This is a genomic window from Variovorax sp. KK3 (assembly GCF_001984055.1).
GTDB lineage: Bacteria > Pseudomonadota > Gammaproteobacteria > Burkholderiales > Burkholderiaceae_C > Variovorax.
Genome location: NZ_LYVO01000001.1, coordinates 197,611 through 217,155, shown reverse-complemented (window position 1 = coordinate 217,155; position 19,545 = coordinate 197,611). Strand labels below are relative to the sequence as shown.

Here is a 19,545-nt window from a genome sequence, read left to right as displayed (position 1 = left end):
GCCCCTTCCCGACCACCTGTCCGTCGACCCGCGCAGTCCGCATTACCTGGCCGCAGCCGTCGAGCACGAGATCGGCATCCGCTTCAACGGCAAGGACCGGCTCGACGTCGAGGAATACTGCATCAGCGAAGGCTGGATCAAGGTGCCGGCCGGCAAGACGCTCGACCGCAAGGGCAAGCCTTTGCTGATCAAGCTCAAGGGCCAGGTCGAGGCCTTCTATCGCGAGGCGTGAGCACCAGGCACGCCATGCCGCGCCGCCGGCCAGCCTGATCGCATCGGACCGCCTCGATCGGCGAGACGACACGCGACGCGCAGCACGCCGGCTTTTCCCGGAGCCATTCTTGTCATCCAAAGCATTCCGCATCGCACTGTCGGTCTCGGCCGCCGCCATCGGCAGCATTGCCGCCTACTGGACCTTGCTGGCGACCCGCCAGGGCCACATCCTCTTCAGGGCAGGCAAGCTGCCGGTGGTGCACCTGTCCGAAGACTTCTCGACCTACTCGCACACCGTGCCGGGCGGCATGGTGCGCGGCTACGTGTATCACCCGCATGGCGAAGAGTCGCTGCAGGATCTGTTCATCTACTTCGCCGGCCGGGGCGAGGACGTCCGCGCCACGGCGCAGGCCCTGCACTGGCTGCCAGAAGGCTTCGGCTTCGCCGCGATCAACTACCGCGGCTTCGCGGACTCCGAGGGGCATCCGTCGGAAATTGCCTCCGTGCAGGACGCGGCGCAACTCACCCACCACCTGCGGCGCGCCTTCCCGAATGCGCGCCTGCACGTGGTCGGCCGCAGCCTGGGCACGGGCGTGGCCATCCAGCTCGTGGCACGGCAGGACTTCGCGAGCCTGCAGCTGATCACGCCCTACGACTCGATGCTCGAAGTGGCCAAGCGGCGTTTTCCGCTCGTGCCGCTCGCCCTGCTGCTGCGGCACCGCTTCGACTCGCTGTTTCACTGCAAGGAGGTCGCGGCGAAGACGCAGGTGCTGCTGGCCGCACGCGACGACGTGGTGCTGCCCGAACGCTCGCAGAAGCTCATCGACGCCTGGCCGACACCGGTCTGCGTGCAGACCATCGCAGGCTCGGACCATCACAACATCATGGGACTGGAAGAAACCTGGCTGCGCCTGGTCGACTTCGCGCTCACGTCGGTGCTGCCGGAGCCGAAGGCGGCATGAACGATCATCAAATGAACCGACGCAATTTCAACTTCCGCCTTGCCACCACACTCGCCCTCGGCGCCTCGATGACCGGATGCGCGCAGTCCGCCAAACCCAGCCCGCTCGATCGGATCGTCGACGAAACCATTCGCCCCGTCATGCAGGAGAACGACGTGGCGGGCATGGCGGTGGCGGTCACGGCGCGCGGCCAACGGCACTTCTTCAACTTCGGCCTGGCCTCGAAGCAGAGCGGGCAGGCTGTGACGGAGAGCACGATCTTCGAGGTCGGCTCGCTCAGCAAGACCTTCACGGCCACGCTCGGTGCCTATGCCCAGGCCACCGGCGCGCTGGCGCTGACCGACAAGGCCAGCCGATACCTGCCCGCGTTGGCCGGCAGCAGCTTCGACGGCATCAGCCTGCTCGAACTGTGCACCTACACCGCTGGCGGTTTGCCGCTGCAGTTTCCCGACGAGGTGGCCAGCGCGAGCCAGATGGTCGACTACTTCAGAAGCTGGCGGCCTGTTTACGCGCCCGGCACCCATCGCTTGTATTCGAACCCGAGCATCGGACTCTTCGGCCACCTGGCCGCCCGCAGCCTGGGCGCGCCCTTCGACGAACTCATGCAAGCCAGACTGCTGCCGCTGCTCGGGCTTTCCGACACCTTCTTGCAGGTGCCCGCCAGGCGCATGGGCGACTACGCGCAAGGCTACGCGCGGGACGGTCGGCCGGTTCGCGTATCGCCGGGCATGCTCGATTCGGAGGCCTACGGGGTGAAGACGACCTCGGCAGACATGATCCGCTTCGTCGAGGCCCAGATGGACGCCACGTCGCTGGACCCGGCGCTGCGGCGCGCGGTCGCGGCAACGCACACCGGCTACTTCGACGTCGATGGGATGACGCAGGGACTGGGCTGGGAGACCTACGCCGCGCCGGCAGAACTCGACCAGTTGCTCGCGGGCAACTCGTCGCAGATGGCGCTCGAACCGAAACGGGCTCGCACGCTGGCCCCGCCCCTGCCGCCGCGTGCCGGCGCGTGGATCAACAAGACCGGTTCGACCAACGGCTTCGGCGCTTACGCGGCCTTCGTGCCGGCCCAGCGGGTCGGCATCGTGATGCTGGCCAACAGGAACTACCCGAACACCGTGCGCGTGAAGGCGGCCCACCGCATTCTTGCGGCGCTCGGCAAGAGCAGCAGCGAGGCAGGCGTGGGCTGATCCAAGCTCAGGCGCCCGACGCCGGCCGAGGCCCTGGCCCTGGCCCTGGCCCTGGCCCTGGCCCTAGTCGCGCGACTCGAGCGCCCGGTTGATGCTCAGTGCCGCCAGCGTGCAGGCCGCACCCGACAGCAGGTAGACGCTGACGTAGGCCAGGCCAAAGTTGGCCGACAGGCCCAATGCCACCAGCGGCGCGAAGGCGGCACCGATGAGCCAGGCTAGGTCGGTGGTAAGCGCGGCGCCGGTGTAGCGATAGCGGCGCTCGAAGTTGGCCGTCACCGTGCCGGAGGCCTGGCCGTAGGACAGACCCAGCAGCACGAAGCCGACCAGCATGAACACGTCCTGCCCCAGGGTGCCACCGCCCAGCAAGGTGGGCGCGAAACCGCTGAACACGGCGATCAGCACGGCCAGCGAGCCCAGCGTACGGCGGCGCCCCACACGGTCGGCGATCCAGCCCGAGGCCACGATGGCACCCGCGGCCAGGAAGCCGCCCAGGATCTGGATCAGCAGGAATTCGGTGACCGACTGCTCCGAATACAGGCCGATCCAGGACAGCGGGAACACCGTGACCAGGTGGAACAGCGCATAGCTGGCCAATGCGGCGAAGGCGCCGATCAGCAGGTTGCCGCCCTGCGCACGGACGAGTTCGGTGACGCCGGTAGGCTCGAGTTCGCCCTCTTCCATGAGCTGCTCGTACTCTTGCGTGACCACCAGCCGCAGCCGCGCGAACAGCGCCACCACGTTGATGGCGAAGGCCACGAAGAAGGCGTAGCGCCAGCCCCAGGACAAAAAGTCGGCCAGCGAGAGGCTGGCGTACAGAAAGGCGAAGAGCCCGCTGGCGATGATGAAGCCCACCGGCGCACCGAGCTGGCCCAGCATCGAATACCAGCCGCGGCGGTTCGGCGGCGCGTTCATGGCCAGCAGCGAAGGCAGGCCGTCCCACGAACCGCCGAGCGCCAGGCCCTGGCCGACGCGGAAGATCGACAGCAGCACGATCGACAGCATGCCCGCGCTTTCGTAGCCCGGCAGGAAGGCGATGCCCACCGTCGACGTGCCCAGCAGGAACAAGGCCATGGTGAGCTTGGTGCCGCGGCCCCAGCGGCGCTGCACCGACATCGAAATCACGGTGCCGATGGGCCGCGCGATAAATGCGAACGAGAAGATGACGAAGGCGTACAGTGTGCCCTCCAGGCGCTGCTCGAAGGGAAAGAACAGCGCCGGGAAGACCAGCACCGAAGCGATGCCGTAGACGAAAAAATCAAAATACTCGGAAGCGCGCCCAATGACGACACCGACGGCGATCTCGCCGGGCGCCACCGAATGGTCGGCGGTGATGAGGCGGGCATCCCTCTCCAGAGATTCGGAAGAGGGTTCGGACGGGGCGTGACTGAGGCTGGACATCGCGGTGCTTCGGGGTTCAGGGAGCCTTGCAAAGATCTCGCAGGGTCGCATCAGATGCAGATTTGCGCCATAGGACAAAACGTCCAATCGCCAACGCGCTTCGATGGGGATACATTCTGCGCGCAATCGCAATCCGCGCTAACCCGTGGAGCCCGTTTTCTTTCCGATCCAGGCATGCCCCTCCTCAAAATTCTCCGTTGGCCGGCCCTGCTCCTTCTTGCCACGCTGTTGGCGGGCTGCAACATGGTGGTGCTGAACCCGTCCGGCGACATCGCCGCGCAGCAGGCTCGCCTGGTCGTGATCTCCACGCTGCTCATGCTGCTGATCATCGTGCCGGTGATCGCGCTGACCTTCCTGTTCGCCTGGCGCTACCGGCAGTCGAACACCGAGGCCACCTACAAGCCCGACTGGGACCACTCCACCCAGCTCGAACTGATCATCTGGGCGGCGCCGCTGCTCATCATCATCGCGCTGGGTGCGCTGACCTGGATCAGCACCCACACGCTCGACCCGTACCGCCCGCTCGATCGCATCGCAGAAGGCCGCCAGATCCCCGAGGGCACGAAGCCGCTGGTGGTCGAGGTGGTCGCGCTCGACTGGAAATGGCTGTTCTTCTACCCCGAGCAGGGCATCGCCACGGTCAACGAACTGGCGGCGCCGGTCGACCGGCCGATCCAGTTCAAGATCACGGCGTCGACGGTGATGAACTCCTTCTACGTGCCCGCGCTCGCCGGCATGATCTACGCGATGCCCGGCATGGAAACCAAGCTGCATGCGGTCATCAACCAGCCAGGCACGTACGACGGCTTCTCGGCCAACTACAGCGGCGCCGGCTTCTCGGGCATGCGCTTCAAGTTCCACGGGCTCGCAGGCGCCGACTTCGACGGCTGGGTGCAGAAGGCCAAGGCCGAGGGCAAGACGCTCGGCCGTCCTGACTACCTCGACCTCGAAAAGCCCAGCGAGCGCGAGCCGGTGCGCCGCTACGCCAGCGTGGCACCGGGCCTGTACGACGCCATCCTGAACCGCTGCGTCGAGGCCAACAAGATGTGCATGCGCCACATGATGGCGGTCGATGCCTCCGGCGGCGCCGGCAAGGCGGGCCTGTCGCCGCTGGCGCTGACCGAAGTGCCGCGCGGCGAGATGGGCTTGCCCATGCGCACCGTGGCCTCCGAAATCTGCACCGTCGACAACCCGACCGGCGCACCCCGGACCGTCATCCAGTAATTCCAACCCATTCCGGACGCGGCCTCGTGCGGCGCCCCACCCTCGCACCATAGGTACCCGAGAAGCACGATGCCCGACAACCCCGACCTGACCAAGCTGATCTTCGGTCGCCTCACCTGGGAGGCCATCCCTTACCACGAGCCGATCCTGATCGCGACCTTCGCCGCCGTGGTGCTGGGTGGCCTGGCGATCTTCGGCGCCATGACGTACTACCGCGCGTGGGGCCCCTTCTGGCGCAACTGGGTCACCAGCATCGACCACAAGAAGATCGGCGTGATGTACATCGTGCTGGGCATCATCATGCTGCTGCGCGGCTTCGCCGACGCCATCATGATGCGGCTGCACCAGGCCATGGCCTTCGGCGACAACATGGGCTATTTGCCGCCGCACCACTACGACCAGATCTTCACGGCGCACGGCGTGATCATGATCTTCTTCGTCGCGATGCCGCTGGTCACCGGCCTCATGAACTACGTGGTGCCGCTGCAGATCGGCGCGCGCGACGTGGCCTTCCCCTTCCTGAACAACTTCAGCTTCTGGATGACGGCCGCCGGCGCGATGCTGACGATGGCCTCGCTCTTCGTCGGCGAATATGCCAAGACCGGCTGGCTGGCCTACCCGCCGCTTTCGGGCATCCAAGGCAGCCCCGACGTGGGGGTGGACTACTACATATGGTCCTTGCAGATAGCGGGGGTGGGCACGTTGCTGTCGGGCGTGAACCTGATCGCGACCATCGTGAAGATGCGCGCGCCGGGCATGTCGCTGATGAAGATGCCGGTGTTCACCTGGACCTCGCTGTGCACCAACGTGCTCATCGTGGCCGCCTTCCCGGTGCTGACGGCCGTGCTGGCGCTGCTGTCGCTCGACCGCCACGTGGGAACGAACTTCTTCACCACCGAACTCGGCGGCAACCCGATGATGTACGTCAACCTCATCTGGATCTGGGGCCATCCGGAGGTGTACATCCTGATCCTGCCGCTGTTCGGCGCCTTCTCCGAGATCGTGTCCACCTTCAGCCGCAAGCGCCTGTTCGGCTATGCATCGATGGTGTATGCGACGGTCGTCATCACCATCCTGTCGTACCTGGTGTGGCTGCACCACTTCTTCACCATGGGCTCGGGTGCCAGCGTGAATTCGTTCTTCGGCATCACGACGATGATCATCTCGATCCCGACGGGCGCGAAGATCTTCAACTGGCTCTTCACGATGTACCACGGGCGCATCAAGTTCGAGGTGCCGATGCTGTGGACGATCGGCTTCATGGTCACCTTCGTCATCGGTGGCATGACGGGCGTGCTGCTGGCGGTGCCGCCGGCCGACTTCGTGCTGCACAACAGCCTGTTCCTGATCGCGCACTTCCACAACGTGATCATCGGCGGCGTGGTGTTCGGCGTGTTCGCCGCCATCAACTTCTGGTACCCGAAGGTGTTCGGCTACAAGCTCGACCCGTTCTGGGGCAAGTGCTCCTTCTGGTTCTGGCTCACCGGCTTCTACTTCGCCTTCATGCCGCTGTACGTTCTGGGCTTGATGGGCGTGACGCGCCGGCTCAGCCACTTCGACGATCCGTCGATCCAGATCTGGTTCCAGATCGCCGCGTTCGGCGCCTTCCTGATCGCCCTGGGCATCGCGAGCTTCCTGATCCAGATCTACGTGAGCTTCAGGCGCCGCGAGTCGCTGCGCGACCACACGGGCGATCCGTGGGGCGGCCGCACGCTCGAATGGTCGACGTCGTCGCCGCCGCCGGACTACAACTTCGCCTTCACGCCCCGCATTCATGACAACGATGCCTGGTGGGACATGAAGCAACGCGGCTTCGAGCGCCCGCGCGAAGGCTTCGCGGCGATCCACATGCCGAAGAACACGGCCGCCGGCTTCGTGCTGGCCATGCTGAGCGCCGTCTGCGGCTTCGCGCTGATCTGGCAGATGTGGCTGGTCGCCGGCGTGTCCTTCGCGGTGCTGATCGCTTCGACGATCTACCACACCTTCAATTACAAGCGCGACTACTACATCGCTGCGGACGACGTCGTCCGCACCGAATCGGAGCGCACCCGACTGCTGGCTGCCCATGGCTGATATCACCGCACCCTACCCCGCCGGCGTGGAGCGCGGCACGCACGCCACGCGGACCGACGAGCGCCCGCAGTTCCTGGTCACCGAGGAGCACCACCCGCAGAACGGCACGCTGCTGGGCTTCTGGCTCTACCTGATGAGCGACTGCCTGGTGTTCGCCTGCCTGTTCGCCATGTACGGCGTGCTGGGCCGCAGCTATGCGGCCGGCCCCTCGGGCGCCGACCTGTTTGAGCTGCCGCTGATCGCGCTCAACACCTCGCTGCTGCTGCTGTCGTCCATCACCTATGGCTTCGCGATGTTGCAGATGCTGCAGAAGCGCACCGGCGGCGTGCTTCTTTGGCTCGGCATCACGGGCCTGCTGGGCGCGGGCTTCATCGGCATCGAGATCTACGAGTTCGCCCACCTGATCCACGAGGGTGCCGGCCCGCAACGCAGCGCCTTCCTGTCGTCGTTCTTCACGCTGGTGGGTACGCACGGTCTGCACGTCAGCTTCGGCATCATCTGGCTCATCACGCTGATGGTGCAGGTCGGCAAGCATGGCCTGATTCCGGAGAACCGGCGGCGCCTGCTGTGCCTGTCGATGTTCTGGCACTTTCTGGACGTCGTGTGGATCGGCGTCTTCACCTTCGTCTACCTGATGGGGACCCTGAAATGAGCGATCCGCACGCGCACGGCCAGCATGGGCAACACGGCGATGGCCACGGCCATGGTCACGGCGATGGCCACCACGACGACGACGACGACCACGGCCTGCACATCAGCATGAAGGGCTACGTCACCGGGTTCATCCTCTCGGTGATCCTGACCGCCATTCCGTTCTGGCTGGTGATGGGCAAGGTCATCGAGAGCCCGAGCACGACCTCGTTCGTGATCCTCGCTTTCGCGGCCGTGCAGATCGTGGTCCACATGATCTACTTCCTGCACTTGAACGCGCAGTCCGAGGGCGGCTGGAACATGCTGGCGCTGATCTTCACCATCGTGCTGGTGGTGATCACGCTGAGTGGATCGCTGTGGGTCATGTTCCACCTCAACCACAACATGATGCCGGCATCGATGCACGAGATGCGCAACATGCCTTGACCGGAACGCCGTCCGACATCTCCCGCGAACCGCGTTCCACGCCGGCGCTGGCGCTCCTCGCCTTCGCCGGCGTTCTGCTTTTTGCGCTGTTCGCGGCGCTCGGCGTGTGGCAAATCGAACGACGTGCCGGAAAGCTGGCGCTGATCGAGCGCGTGGAAACGCGCGTGCACGCGGCGCCGGTCGACCTGCCCTCGCCCGCGCTGTGGACGCGCATGGACGCCGCAAGCGACGAGTACCGCCATGTTCGGCTCGCAGGTACCTTCCTCCACGACCGCGAGACCTTGGTGCAGGCCTCGACCGTGCTCGGCCCGGGCCATTGGGTGCTGACGCCCTTGCGCACGCCGCAGGGCCACGTGGTGCTGGTCAACCGCGGCTTCGTGCCGGCCGACCGGCGCGAGCGTGCCAGCCGCGCCGACAACGAACCGGCCGGCGACGTGCAGCTCACCGGCCTGCTGCGCATCAGCGAGCCCGGCGGCGGCTTCCTGCGAAGCAACGACCCGGCAGGCAATCGATGGTTCTCGCGCGACGTGCAGGCCATCGCGGCGGCGCGCGGACTCTCCGGCGTCGCGCCCTTCTTCGTCGACGAAGACGCGCCGGCCGAACGCGCTGGCCCGGGCGCCGAGCCGCGCTGGCCCGCCGCCGGCCTGACGGTGATCGCCTTCCGCAACAACCACATGGTTTACGCCCTCACCTGGTTCACCCTGGCCCTCGGGGTTGTCATGGCCGCCTGGTGGGTGGTGCGCACCGCAAGACAATCGCGGGATGCAGCCCACGACTGACGCCGACGCCACCGGCCTCAAGAACATGCAGCAGCTGATCCAGCTGCGCTGGATCGCGGTGGTCGGCCAGGTCGCGACCATCGTGATCGTGCACTTCGGCTTCGGCATCCGGCTGCCGCTGGAGCCCATGTTCGCGGCGCTGGGGTTCCTGGCCATCTTCAATCTGGTCAGCCTGTGGCGCTGGGACCGGCACGAGGACGTGACCGACATGGAGCTGTTCGTCGCGTTGCTGGCCGATGTCGGCACGCTGACGGCCCTGCTCTACCTGAGCGGCGGTGTCACCAACCCCTTCATCTTCCTGTTCCTCTTGCAGGTGTGCCTGGGCGCGGTGCTGCTGGGGCCACGCCACACCCGTATCCTGATCGCGATCACGGTTTGCTGCTTCATCGGGCTGGCGCTGGTCCACCGGCCGCTGGACAAGCCGCTGGACAACGGCCAGGGTCTCGCCAGCCCCTACGTGCAAGGCCTGCTGATCTGCTTCGTGCTCAATGCTGCGCTGCTGGCGATCTTCATCGCCCGCATCGACCGCAACCTGCGCGCACGCGATGCGCGCCTGGCCGACCTGCGGCAGCGCGCCGCCGAAGAGGAACACATCGTGCGCATGGGCCTGCTGGCCTCTGGCGCCGCGCACGAACTCGGCACTCCGCTGGCCACGCTGGCGGTGATCCTGGGCGACTGGGAGCGCATGCAGCCCTTCGCCGCCGACCTGGAACTGCGCCAGGAAATCGAAGAGATGCAGGCGCAGGTCGCCCGCTGCAAGGACATCGTGACGGGCATCCTGCTGTCTGCCGGCGAGGCCCGCGGCGAGGCGCCGGTGCACACCACCGTGCGGCACTTCCTCGACGGCCTGGTCGCCGAGTGGGAGGGCAGCCGCCCGATCGAGGCCCTGGCCTACTCCAATGAGTTCGGCGACGATGTATCCATCGTGTCGGACTCGGCCTTGAAGCAGACCATCTACAACGTACTCGACAACGCGCTCGAAGCCTCACCGCGTTGGGTGGGCCTGGCGGCCTCGCGCGAGTCCGACTGGCTCGTCCTGACGGTGACGGACGCGGGCCCGGGTTTCGCGCCGGAGATGCTGACCCAGCTCGGCAAGCCCTACCAGTCGAGCAAGGGCCGGCCGGGCGGCGGGCTGGGCCTGTTCCTGGTCATGAACGTCGCGCGCACGCTCGGCGGCAGCGTGTCGGCGCGCAACCGCGAGCAAGGCGGGGCCGCCGTCATCCTGCGCCTGCCGCTGGCGGCGCTCACGCTCGAGGAGGCTACGGCCCATGGACACTGATGAAGAACGCGTGCTGTTGATCGTCGAGGACGACGCCGCCTTCGCACGCACGCTTGCGCGGTCCTTCGAACGGCGCGGCTACGAGGTGCTGTCGGCGGCGAGCGCCGAGCAGGTGGAAGCACTGTTGAAGACCCATTCACCCGGCTACGCGGTGGTCGACCTCAAGCTGGCCGGCGGCGCATCGGGCCTGGCCTGCGTGCGCATGCTGCATGCCCACGACGAGTCGATGCTGATCGTCGTGCTGACCGGCTACGCCAGCATCGCGACCGCCGTGGAAGCCATCAAGCTAGGTGCTTGCCACTACCTGGCCAAGCCCTCCAACACCGACGACATCGAAGCCGCCTTCGGCCGCGCCGAGGGAGATGCCGAGGTCGAGCTGACCGAGCGTGCCACCTCGATCAAGACACTCGAATGGGAGCGCATCCACGAGACCCTGGCCGAGACCGGCTTCAACATCTCGGAGACGGCTCGCCGCCTGGGCATGCACCGGCGAACGCTGGCGCGCAAGCTGGTCAAGCAGCGGGTGAAATAGGGGTCGAAGCAGCGGTCGCTGCGGCCGTTGAAGTGGCGTCCCAAGCAGCAGTCGATGGATGCGGCCGCCTTCAGTCGGGCTCACCCTCTTCCAGCAACGAGAACAGCACCTGGAAAATCTCGCGCGTCGACACCCTGCCGTTCTCGTCCTTCTGCACCAGCAGCAGCTGCTGCGATTCCTGAAGCCCCGCCGGAATCACCATGCGCCCGCCCGGCTTGAGCTGGTAGATCAGCGCCGGCGGAATCAGCTCGGGCGCCGCCGTGACGATCACCCGGTCGAAGGGCGCATGCTCGGGCCACCCATGACAGCCGTTGCCGATGCGAATCTCGACGTTGGCATGCCCCTGCCGCGCCAGACGTTGCCGTGCCTGTCGGGCCAACTCCTCGATCAGCTCGACGCTGTAGACCTGCTTGGCCAGCGACGCCAGAACCGCCGACTGGTAGCCGAGCCCGGTGCCGATCTCCAGCACCGTGTCGGTGGCGCGCACGTCGAGCAGGTCGGTCATCACCGCGACGATGAAGGGCTGCGAGATGGTCTTGCCGTAGCCGATGGGCAACGGCGTGTCGACGTAGGCGTAAGGCCGCAGCTCGATCGGCACGAAGGCATGACGCGGCACCTTGCCCAGCGCCTCCATCACACGCGAATTGAGCGCGGCCTTGCCCAGCTGCCCAGTGGAAAAGATCGTCTTGGCGGCGATTTCCGCGAGCATGCGCTGGTGCAGGGCGGTGAATTCGGAGTCGCTCATGGTGCCTCCTCGAGAAGGCGAAGCCGAGTCGGCAATGCTACGCCCGTCGCACCCATAAATCATGTTGCTGCACTGTGCGGCATGCGGCATGATCGCCGCACAAGACGAGGGGCCCATGGCAACAACAAGAGGAAGCTACGGATTCGAGGTCGCCGAATCGGGCCTGCTGCTCGACACGGATGACAACCTCGAGCGACTGAGACGCCTGTTTCTCGACGGCAAGATCATCGACGAGGAATGGGGCCCTGGGGATCCTGGTGACTTCGACCATGGCGGATGGCACATCCTGTGCCACCTGGCCGGCGGCGCCGGCATCGCGCGTACCGCCAGTGGTATTGCGTGGTGCGCAATCACCCATGTTGCAGCGAACGACACCTACGAAGCCACGATCACCTACGAAGCCGGGACCGGTGTCCGAACCGTCTCACTGTCGGCCGCGGAAGGTGTGAGGTTGATCGCGGGCGCATCGTTCCCGGCGTTCGTCGAGGGCTCCTCGCAGGGTCACATCGCTGCGCGCGGGGTCGACGATGCGCCCGAAGCCTTCAACAAGTGGCCTCGTCAGCGCTTCGACCAGGATATCCGGAGCCCCGACGACGGCGGCACGGTCTGGGAGCAGTGGTCGACCACGCGCGACCTGCGGCCGGAAAGCGTCATCGGCACCAGCGTGCTGAAAGGCCTGCTCACACTCGTGGCCTGCCTCGGTGGACGATTCATCGCGGCGGTGGCACGCGGCCGTCGCGAGCATGGCCATCCGCGCCAGCTCGTCGCCCTGGTGGAGGCCGGTGTACTGACGGCGGACGATGCCGCCTGGGACGTCGTGCCACAGGCAATTCCCGCTTCGGCACAGGATCTGCTTTACGAGGCACGGCCTGCCGACGCATTGGCCGCCGCGCGTCTGCTGGCGCCGAATCCGGGGTTGCAAGCGTATTTCATGTTCGGCAGACGGATCCACCGCTGGAGCGCCACGGCGGACGTAAGAGCCGATCTCGGTCTTCCCGTTTGAGGGCGTCGGCGCCATGCCAGCTAACGCAACCAGGAAGGCGAAGCCTCGCGGCCTGCTCGACGGCGCGCGTGTGTATCTGTCCGGCCCGATGGACTTCGTCGCATCGCGCGAAGACGAGATGAAGAACGGCTGGCGGAATCGGATCGGCGAGTTCCTGCGCGACATGGGCTGTGTCGTGTTCGATCCCTGGCAGAAGCCCGAAGTACGTGGCCTGATGGAATATGGGCGCGAAGGCACGGATACTGCCCGGATTCGAGAACGCTGGACCTTCGAAGACAACGCCGCCGGCGCGAAGCGGCGCGCAGGAATCACTGGCAAGTTCTGGGAAACCCTGCACATCGACCTGCGCATGGTGGATACGACCGACTTCACCATTGCCTACTGCCCGACCAACATCTACAGCGTCGGTACGCCGCACGAAATCGCCCTGTGCCGCCAGCAGCGCAAGCCGGTGCTGTTCGTGAGCCCGCCGGTCGAGTTTCCGGCACTCGACGCGCTGCGCGTCCACCTGGCGAACGATGCCACAGGCAAACAGCTATTGGACGAACTCGAGCGGCAAGTGCCCATCAAGGCCAACCCGGCAGGCGTGCCGAGTCTCTGGTACATGCCGCTGGTCGGCGGCGAGAGCTTCTTCGACGGCTTCGGCTTCGACCACGGCCGGCGAAAGTTCAAATGGTCCAAAGGCCCATTGGATGAACGCGAGCAGCGGCACAAGCCGGCTCGGCCGCTGCTCCCGTTTCTGTCAAGTCTGGCCCACGAGTTGCCGAAAAAGTGGGACAACAAGCTGAACCGCTACGTGCGCAACGACGACTGGCTGTTGTGGAAGCTGCATCGCGAAGAGCAAGGCGCAGAGATCGCCGGACCGCACGAAGCATGAACGGTCCAGACCGCGCCTTGGCACAGGACTGCCGCGACGCGATCCAGGCCTATCGGGATGCCGTGGCAAGCGGCCGCCGCCCGAGCGCCGCACTGACCGATCGGGCACGACGTGCCTTTCATCACCTTGGGGGTGTCGCCGATCCGGCCACCTGGTCTCTTCGGCACTACGACGCGGTTCGCCATGGCCCGTTTCTCGGAGTCAGCGACGATGGGAGCGCAGCGGCCGATATCCGCGACGCAGCGCTCGAATCGCCCAAAGTGCGCGCGTTCGCCGCGGGCGCCCGCCCTACCCCGCTCGAGGTCGGAGTCGCTGTCGATGCAGAGCGCCTTGCTGGCGTCGGCGAAGTCGCCGTGGGGCCGCACGAATATGCCCAGGTATGGCTGGCGTGCGTCGACCGTGTGCTCATCACCACCAACGTCGGCACCCGGGTGAATCTCCGCATCTATCGGCGAGAGCCGAGGGTCATCATCGAAAGGGCGGGCAAGGCGCACATGGAAGAGGCCAGGAACCGGCTCGTCGCGGCTTTCAAGCCCTTCGTCGATACGCCGGATGGCGTGCCGCGCCCGCTGACCGTACTGATCGAATTTGCCACGCCTGCGCCGCTCACGGAGCCGCAAAAGAAACGCGTGCTGCGTGAGTTGGCGGCCTTTGTCGCGTCCGGGCAGGCAGCGGGTCGAGCACAAGCACCCGAAGGCCACGCGGTGGGCCTGGCGGCGTCTGTCGGCCGCGGGCTCCAAGGCAAGGAGATGGCCTTGTCGGCCATCGGACTGGCATCGAGCGCAGGGCTGCGGACCGTGGTGCTGTCGGGTATCAGGCGGCCGATCGCGGACGAAGCCGTGTCGTTCGCCGGACTGCTCGACTATTTCGCGCCGGGCATCATAGGCCCGCTGCTGCGCGAGGCACAGTCCAAGCGGGTTCTACTGCGTGCGGCCAACGTGCCGGACACCGACACCATCGCACGCAGCGTCTGGGTCGGACTCGCCAACGCCAGGCGCATGGGAGCGAACCTGGGCAAGTACGGGAGCTTTCCGCTCACCCGCCCCGAGATTGCGCATGTGGTCGAACAAGTGCAGGAATGGCTGCCGCAATGGTCCGCGGCGCCGGTGTTCTTCGTCGACCAAGGCCTTCTGCACGAAGAAGGCGTCGACGTCGGCGGCGATCTGCCCCGAGGTCTGAAGGCTTGGCTCGACACCGTGGCGGCACACGGCGTGCGAGTCGTGCTGATCGACACTTTCGACAAGGCCGCAGGCTGGCACCTGTTGCGAAGTTCTTCCTCAGACCGAAAGGGCTTGCTTGGGCTGCGTCAGGTCGAGAGCATCGACCGCCATGCCGCGGCGTTGGGAGTGAACGTGCTCTGGGCCGGGGGCTTGCAGTTTCGCGACGTCTTCGAAATGGGGCGCCGCGGGGTGTTCGGCATCTACGTCACGAGTGCAGCGGCCATCACGGTTCCGGTTGCCGGAAGCTATGTGCGGGACCCGGCGCTCGCGGGCCTCAAGCGGCCTTCCAAGGATGCAGTGTTGCGCGTCAAGGTGCTGCTCGAGGCCGGCTTCCTCGCGGGCCGCGCGCCCGATGGCGATGGTCCGCGGCTGGAAAAACAGGCGAGCGAACTGTTGGCAGCGCTCGACACTGGTGAACCCAGCCAGGCCGCAGAGCGGACTCAGGCGCTGGCGCGCACCTGCCGAGACGGCTGGCGCAGCTACTGGAACGGCCTGGACCTCGAAGCTGGCGAGCGTGCGCGCAATGGCAAGAGCAAAGGCAAAGGCACCTGACATGGCGCGTGAGATCAAGATCGCAACCTTCAACGCGGAATGGATGGTCAACCTGTTCCATAACGGTCAGGCAAAGCTGCTGACCGCCCCCAGCAAGACGACGCCCGGCCTCGGCGCCAAGCCCAAAGACCCGCAGGGCGTGGCCGACCGCATCGCCGCGGTCATCCGCGGCGTCGATGCAGATATCGTCGGCATCTGCGAAGGCCCGCCACGCAAGGCACAGATGGAGACCTTCGTACGGCAGAAGCTGGCCGGAGACTATGTCGTCTATTCGATGGAGGATGGCCCGCAGAGCGTTCACACGCTCGTGCACCGGCGGCTGGGCGCCGGACTGCGCTTCCACCAGTTGCCCGCGAGCAACGCGGTCTTCGAGCGGCTGCGGACGGTGCGCCCCTACTACCGCTTCGGCAACGTGCGCGAGTCGCATAAGGCGCGCTTCACACGGCTGCCGGTCGTGCTGCGCATCGAGCGCAAGGGCAAGATTACCGAGATCATGACGGTACACACCAAGTCGAAGATCTCCGAGTTGAAGAAGGCCTTCGACTGGGAGAACAAGACGCCGGCGGCGATCATCAGCGCCATCAGCTCACGCCAGAAGCTGTCGATCGAAATGAACGTGATCCGCAAGTACATCGCGCACCGGCTCTACTCCGAGGCGGCCGAGTCCGTGATCGTCATGGGCGACCTGAACGACGGTATTGCACGCGACAGCATCGACGACACCTACCTTCAGCACAGCATCGTGCATGAACTGCGCGGCGCCTTCCATCATGAGTGCGCGCTGATGCGGCACGTGCTGACGCCACGGCAGCTGCAGACCGCCAGCTATGCCTGGACCGTCGAGTTCAAGGACGCGACGCAGGACGGGAAGATGACCCGGGTGCTGCTCGACCACATGCTCTACAGCCCCAACTGCCATGAAGGCGGCAAGATCTGCTTTCTGCCCGCCTCCGGCATGATCGAGAGAGAAGTGTTCAACGCGCATGTTGCGAAGAGCGGCAAAGCGCGAGACGATCGCCCGAGCGATCACGTGCCTCTGAGCGCAAGGTTCGCTTTGCTATAGGCCTGATCGCATCGACATGTTTCGGACCATTCACCCAGCGGACACCACGAGCATGCAGAGCCCCATTGACGATGTACCCCCTTGGTACGTCGAATGCTTCAGAACAGCGCTACGGCGAATGTCGGTGCTGCTCAACAGCATGCCGCCGCACGATCGGTGCAAGGGCATCGACCTCGCGCAAAGCGACGGCAGCCTGGACGCCTTGTTCGTCGCCCGAGGTCTCGACCCGCACGTGATCCAGTTCAACCCTGCAGAGCTCGATACGTACGCCGAAGGCGACGAGTACAACGCGGAGTATTTCTTTTATTGTGATTTCGACTTCCTGAAGCGTGGTCAGGATCGCGTGGCGAAGTTCGTGGTGCCGCACACCTTTCTTCGCTGGGGGCACAGCCGGCTGCAGCGGCCGACGGGGTCGCCAGGCGAACTGCGGCTGCAAGAGTTCGGCGGCGACATCGACGCGCCCGATTTCGTGCGGCATTGCGCGACCAATTACCTGGTCAAGAACTTCTGGCATAACTTCGTCCACCGCGCCATTCAAGGAATCGCGACGCACAACTACCATCAGTTTCGCGGAGCTGCGCGTGAAGACTCTGACTTCCAGTCGGACAACATCTCCAATATCCTCCTCGTACGGTCGTACGGGTTGCCGGTGTACGCCAGCGCGTCGATCGGCGCCGACAATGCGGCGCAAATCCGCGCCCTCTTCTACCGCAACCGCTGCAACCTCATCTTCGCCGAGCGCGCCCGGCACCGACATGCCGACCGCGCCGCGATGAGCGTCGACGAGCAATGGGCCGAGGCGGAGTGGCGTTACCGCCGCTCCCTGGCGAATGCGATCAGCATGCGCCTTGTCGTCAAGGGACTCGCTGCCCCATCGGTGAGCGTGTTCTTCAACGGACGGGCGTTGACGCGCGAGCGCAACGGCACCGAGCGCCGCTGGCGCACGGGCTCGGTCGTGGTCGAAATCGCGAGCCGGCGCATCGACACCGGACGGCCGCCTTATCTGCCGGCAGATGAACTTGGCAACGGCAACGAACTGACGCAGGCCCGGCTGAACACGATCCGCATGCAGCGCACCGAGCGCGAACGCGAGATCGTACAGATCGCCGTGTCAGCCTATGAGCAACTGCTGCGCAGCGACACCGGACTCCGGCGCAGCATTGCTTCGAACATGAACGCCCTTGCCGAGCGCATCGCCATCCCACCACTGCACTGAGACGCCGAACATGGTCTCCCGACACGCCCGCATCCTCTGCATCTCGCTTGCCGCGGCGCTCCAGGCCTGCTCTTCCACCGGGCCAGGATCACAAGGTCAATCCAGCGGACGCTCGAATACAGTGGTCGAAGGTACCGTGCTGGGCGGGCTGGTCGGAGCGGTGGTCGGCAACCTGGCAGGCAAGGACACCAAGTCGACGGCGATCGGCGCAGCGGTCGGCGCAGGTGTAGGCGCCGGCGCAGGGGTGCTGGTCGACCGCGAACAGCGGCGCTATGCAAGCCGCGAGGACCAGCTCAACCAGATGCTCGCCGATTCGCGCAAGCAGAACGACGAGCTGACCGGCATCCTGAGCGTCGCGCAACGCAGCCTGGCGGCAGACCGAACGGCGATCACGGACTTGCGGCGCCGCCTCGCCAACGCCCAACAGGCTTCCGCAGCACGCGCCGACATGAACCGGCAGGCGGCACGCATGCGCGAAGACTTGGCCCTCTACGACAAGGCGATCGAGGTCAGCGACAAGTCACTGAACGAGTCGCGCCTGGTACTCGCGGACTACCGGAAGCAGAACCCGAACGCCAACACGAGGGACTTGACGATGGCGTTGAGTACCCAGGAGCAGTCGCAAGGCAAGTTGAAGACGGTCCGGGCGCAGCATTCGCAGTTGCTTGCGTCGGTCGAGGGTTCCAATGTTGTCCGCTAGGCTCTATCGCGCGGTCGGCATCGTCCTTCTGCCACCAGCGGTGCTGGGCGCGTGCCAAGTCAGCCAGGACCCTCGCGATGGAGGCTTCATCAGTGGCGTTGCCGGAATCACCAGCGGCAGCTATCAGCAGCGCATCGACACGCGCGAGGGCGAACTACGGTCGCTGGCCGACATGCGAACCACCATGCAGCGAAGGCTCGAAGATGTGGACGCCGAGCGACGATCTGCCCAAAGCGAGGCCCGCTCGTTGCGCGCGACACTGGACGAGCTGGCGCGCCAGGCGGAGAAGTCGAGGCGAGAACTGGCTGCGCTGCAGAACGCTCGGCAGGTGCGCAAGGAACGTCTCGCTGAACTGCTGGAACAGCAGCAGTCGATTACGCGCGAAGTCGTTGCGATCCAGCAGCGCAATACAGCCATGATTCAAACGTCGACGTCCACGCCCGCGCCCGCGCCCGCGCCCGTAGGAGCGCCGAGCATCGATCGCTCCATGGCCGAAGACAAGGCCAAGACGCAGGATCTCGCTGCACGCCAGCGCGTGCTGGACAACGCCATCGCGGAATTCCGCAAACCCGGAAAATAGCCGGGCCTTGCGCCTGGTCAGATACCAAGTGCCTTTTGCAGCTGAGCTGCCTGGCATCTGGAGCCCGAGTCCTTGGCAACGAAAATGTCGACGCGCCGCTCATTGAGCATGAGCGTCTCGATGTTCTGCGCAAAGGCGCCGCCCTTCGCTCCGCTGAGCATCGCGTCCCAATCGGCACGCGTTGTGCCGGGATTCTTCTTCAGGTACATGTCGTAAAGGATTTCTGAACGACCGCGCCCGAAGCCGCTGACGCTCATACATTCGTACGGCACACCGCGTTGCGCCAGGAAATGCGCCACCGCTTCGGCGCGGGCCACCGAGAGATCGAGGTTGTCGTCCTTGCCCGGCGTCTGCGACGGCTCAGGGGACGCGTAGCCGACGAGCTCGAGATGGTTGGCGCCGGTTTCGAGGACTTTCTGGCCGATCGCGAGCATCGAGCCAGCCAGCAACTGTCGCGCAGGTTCTCGCAGGTCTGAGCCTCGGCGGGTGAAGAATGCGATCTGGTTGTTGCCGTCGAGCCTGAAGGCGAGCACCCGACCGCTTGCAGCAGCGGGCAGCGCCTTGGCCGATTGCAGCGCCTGCAGGTCGAGTTCGAGTTGCCTCACACGTGCTTGCGCGGTTTGCTGCGCGCTCTCTGCCACCTGAGCGCGCCGCTGGAAGCCGGCCAGATCCTGCTGAATCGGAGGTGCTTCCGGCTCGCGCGGTTGGGATTGGCCCGCCGTGGGAAACCCGTTGATCGCGGTGATGCCGATGAGGAGCAGCACCACTCCCAGAAACGACAACACCAGATCCGAACCAGGCCCGAAGCCGTCGTCGCTCTCTGGCTCATCGTCGTCGTAATTCATGCCAAGGCCTT

At 65.7% G+C, this 19,545-nt stretch carries 19 protein-coding genes; 16 read left to right on the top strand and 3 right to left on the bottom strand.

The features are described from left to right. The 3 genes from B0W80_RS01070 to ampC all read left to right on the top strand — a co-directional run. Window positions 1–232 (top strand): DUF3297 family protein (locus tag B0W80_RS01070; protein WP_076997237.1); only part of this gene is annotated, 232 nt, incomplete at its 5' end. 109 nt (window positions 233–341) lie between these two features. Further along, window positions 342–1,175, top strand: coding sequence for an alpha/beta hydrolase (locus B0W80_RS01065; protein ID WP_076997236.1), 834 nt, complete (start codon window positions 342–344; stop codon window positions 1,173–1,175). Window positions 1,176–1,186: 11 nt separating this feature from the next. Next, entirely contained in the window at window positions 1,187–2,371 is a 1,185-nt protein-coding gene (gene ampC / locus B0W80_RS01060) for a class C beta-lactamase (protein WP_076997235.1), read from the top strand. A gap of 63 nt (window positions 2,372–2,434) precedes the next feature. On the opposite strand, the gene B0W80_RS01055 is transcribed toward ampC, so the two are convergent. Continuing rightward, on the bottom strand, window positions 2,435–3,769 hold the full coding sequence (locus tag B0W80_RS01055; protein WP_083745112.1) for an MFS transporter: 1,335 nt from the start codon (window positions 3,767–3,769) through the stop codon (window positions 2,435–2,437). 174 nt (window positions 3,770–3,943) lie between these two features. Between B0W80_RS01055 and cyoA the strand changes: the two genes are divergently transcribed. The 7 genes from cyoA (at window position 3,944) to B0W80_RS01020 (ending at window position 10,733) form a co-directional block, all read left to right on the top strand. Then, window positions 3,944–4,993 carry a ubiquinol oxidase subunit II gene (gene cyoA, locus B0W80_RS01050; RefSeq protein WP_076997234.1) on the top strand — a complete coding sequence of 350 codons (1,050 nt, stop codon included), beginning with the start codon at window positions 3,944–3,946 and terminating at the stop codon, window positions 4,991–4,993. 69 nt (window positions 4,994–5,062) lie between these two features. Continuing rightward, window positions 5,063–7,066, top strand: coding sequence for a cytochrome o ubiquinol oxidase subunit I (gene cyoB, locus B0W80_RS01045; RefSeq protein WP_076997233.1), 2,004 nt, complete (start codon window positions 5,063–5,065; stop codon window positions 7,064–7,066). Beyond that, window positions 7,059–7,718, top strand: coding sequence for a cytochrome o ubiquinol oxidase subunit III (cyoC, locus tag B0W80_RS01040; protein WP_076997232.1), 660 nt, complete (start codon window positions 7,059–7,061; stop codon window positions 7,716–7,718). Before cyoB ends, cyoC begins: the two co-directional genes overlap by 8 nt. After that, on the top strand, window positions 7,715–8,143 hold the full coding sequence (gene cyoD, locus B0W80_RS01035; RefSeq protein ID WP_076997231.1) for a cytochrome o ubiquinol oxidase subunit IV: 429 nt from the start codon (window positions 7,715–7,717) through the stop codon (window positions 8,141–8,143). The genes cyoC and cyoD overlap by 4 nt, the downstream gene beginning before the upstream one ends. Continuing rightward, a complete protein-coding gene (locus B0W80_RS01030; protein ID WP_076997230.1) occupies window positions 8,140–8,922 on the top strand; it encodes an SURF1 family protein in 783 nt (260 codons plus the stop codon). Before cyoD ends, B0W80_RS01030 begins: the two co-directional genes overlap by 4 nt. Continuing rightward, complete coding sequence (locus tag B0W80_RS01025) at window positions 8,906–10,201, top strand: ATP-binding protein (RefSeq protein WP_076997229.1); 1,296 nt, start codon at window positions 8,906–8,908, stop codon at window positions 10,199–10,201. Before B0W80_RS01030 ends, B0W80_RS01025 begins: the two co-directional genes overlap by 17 nt. After that, window positions 10,191–10,733 carry a response regulator transcription factor gene (locus B0W80_RS01020; protein WP_076997228.1) on the top strand — a complete coding sequence of 181 codons (543 nt, stop codon included), beginning with the start codon at window positions 10,191–10,193 and terminating at the stop codon, window positions 10,731–10,733. The genes B0W80_RS01025 and B0W80_RS01020 overlap by 11 nt, the downstream gene beginning before the upstream one ends. Before the next feature lie 70 nt (window positions 10,734–10,803). Here B0W80_RS01020 and B0W80_RS01015 read toward each other — a convergent pair whose 3' ends face one another. Further along, the gene (locus tag B0W80_RS01015; RefSeq protein WP_076997227.1) at window positions 10,804–11,478 is read right to left on the bottom strand and encodes a protein-L-isoaspartate(D-aspartate) O-methyltransferase; all 675 of its coding nucleotides are present in this window, start codon (window positions 11,476–11,478) and stop codon (window positions 10,804–10,806) included. An 88-nt stretch (window positions 11,479–11,566) separates the two neighbouring features. Here B0W80_RS01015 and B0W80_RS01010 point away from each other — a divergent pair, with 88 nt between their 5' ends. The 6 genes from B0W80_RS01010 (at window position 11,567) to B0W80_RS00980 (ending at window position 18,689) form a co-directional block, all read left to right on the top strand. Then, window positions 11,567–12,481: a hypothetical protein gene (locus tag B0W80_RS01010; protein ID WP_143684425.1), complete on the top strand. Its 915-nt coding sequence runs from the start codon at window positions 11,567–11,569 to the stop codon at window positions 12,479–12,481. A gap of 88 nt (window positions 12,482–12,569) precedes the next feature. Beyond that, the gene (locus tag B0W80_RS01005) at window positions 12,570–13,358 is read left to right on the top strand and encodes a hypothetical protein (protein WP_218668861.1); all 789 of its coding nucleotides are present in this window, start codon (window positions 12,570–12,572) and stop codon (window positions 13,356–13,358) included. Next, window positions 13,355–15,130 (top strand): hypothetical protein, encoded by a 1,776-nt coding sequence (locus B0W80_RS01000; protein WP_143684424.1) that lies wholly within the window; start codon window positions 13,355–13,357, stop codon window positions 15,128–15,130. Before B0W80_RS01005 ends, B0W80_RS01000 begins: the two co-directional genes overlap by 4 nt. A gap of 1,181 nt (window positions 15,131–16,311) precedes the next feature. Further along, a complete protein-coding gene (locus B0W80_RS00990) occupies window positions 16,312–17,409 on the top strand; it encodes a hypothetical protein (RefSeq protein WP_076997222.1) in 1,098 nt (365 codons plus the stop codon). Next, window positions 17,375–18,109: a YMGG-like glycine zipper-containing protein gene (locus tag B0W80_RS00985; RefSeq protein ID WP_256856434.1), complete on the top strand. Its 735-nt coding sequence runs from the start codon at window positions 17,375–17,377 to the stop codon at window positions 18,107–18,109. The genes B0W80_RS00990 and B0W80_RS00985 overlap by 35 nt, the downstream gene beginning before the upstream one ends. Further along, entirely contained in the window at window positions 18,096–18,689 is a 594-nt protein-coding gene (locus tag B0W80_RS00980; RefSeq protein WP_076997220.1) for a hypothetical protein, read from the top strand. The genes B0W80_RS00985 and B0W80_RS00980 overlap by 14 nt, the downstream gene beginning before the upstream one ends. Before the next feature lie 17 nt (window positions 18,690–18,706). Here the strand turns inward: B0W80_RS00980 and B0W80_RS00975 are convergent, their stop codons facing one another. Beyond that, the gene (locus tag B0W80_RS00975) at window positions 18,707–19,534 is read right to left on the bottom strand and encodes an OmpA family protein (protein WP_076997219.1); all 828 of its coding nucleotides are present in this window, start codon (window positions 19,532–19,534) and stop codon (window positions 18,707–18,709) included. Window positions 19,535–19,545 lie beyond the last annotated feature (11 nt).

What these genes read in the sequence shown, in the direction of transcription:
- ampC (WP_076997235.1), top strand. Translation starts at nt 1,187, where the DNA reads ATGAACCGACGCAATTTCAACTTCCGCCTTGCCACCACACTCGCCCTC.
- B0W80_RS01055 (WP_083745112.1), bottom strand. Translation starts at nt 3,769, where the DNA reads ATGTCCAGCCTCAGTCACGCCCCGTCCGAACCCTCTTCCGAATCTCTG.
- cyoA (WP_076997234.1), top strand. Translation starts at nt 3,944, where the DNA reads ATGCCCCTCCTCAAAATTCTCCGTTGGCCGGCCCTGCTCCTTCTTGCC.
- cyoB (WP_076997233.1), top strand. Translation starts at nt 5,063, where the DNA reads ATGCCCGACAACCCCGACCTGACCAAGCTGATCTTCGGTCGCCTCACC.
- cyoC (WP_076997232.1), top strand. Translation starts at nt 7,059, where the DNA reads ATGGCTGATATCACCGCACCCTACCCCGCCGGCGTGGAGCGCGGCACG.
- cyoD (WP_076997231.1), top strand. Translation starts at nt 7,715, where the DNA reads ATGAGCGATCCGCACGCGCACGGCCAGCATGGGCAACACGGCGATGGC.
- B0W80_RS01025 (WP_076997229.1), top strand. Translation starts at nt 8,906, where the DNA reads ATGCAGCCCACGACTGACGCCGACGCCACCGGCCTCAAGAACATGCAG.
- B0W80_RS01020 (WP_076997228.1), top strand. Translation starts at nt 10,191, where the DNA reads ATGGACACTGATGAAGAACGCGTGCTGTTGATCGTCGAGGACGACGCC.
- B0W80_RS01015 (WP_076997227.1), bottom strand. Translation starts at nt 11,478, where the DNA reads ATGAGCGACTCCGAATTCACCGCCCTGCACCAGCGCATGCTCGCGGAA.
- B0W80_RS01010 (WP_143684425.1), top strand. Translation starts at nt 11,567, where the DNA reads ATGATCGCCGCACAAGACGAGGGGCCCATGGCAACAACAAGAGGAAGC.
- B0W80_RS01005 (WP_218668861.1), top strand. Translation starts at nt 12,570, where the DNA reads ATGGACTTCGTCGCATCGCGCGAAGACGAGATGAAGAACGGCTGGCGG.
- B0W80_RS01000 (WP_143684424.1), top strand. Translation starts at nt 13,355, where the DNA reads ATGAACGGTCCAGACCGCGCCTTGGCACAGGACTGCCGCGACGCGATC.
- B0W80_RS00990 (WP_076997222.1), top strand. Translation starts at nt 16,312, where the DNA reads ATGTCGGTGCTGCTCAACAGCATGCCGCCGCACGATCGGTGCAAGGGC.
- B0W80_RS00980 (WP_076997220.1), top strand. Translation starts at nt 18,096, where the DNA reads ATGTTGTCCGCTAGGCTCTATCGCGCGGTCGGCATCGTCCTTCTGCCA.
- B0W80_RS00975 (WP_076997219.1), bottom strand. Translation starts at nt 19,534, where the DNA reads ATGAATTACGACGACGATGAGCCAGAGAGCGACGACGGCTTCGGGCCT.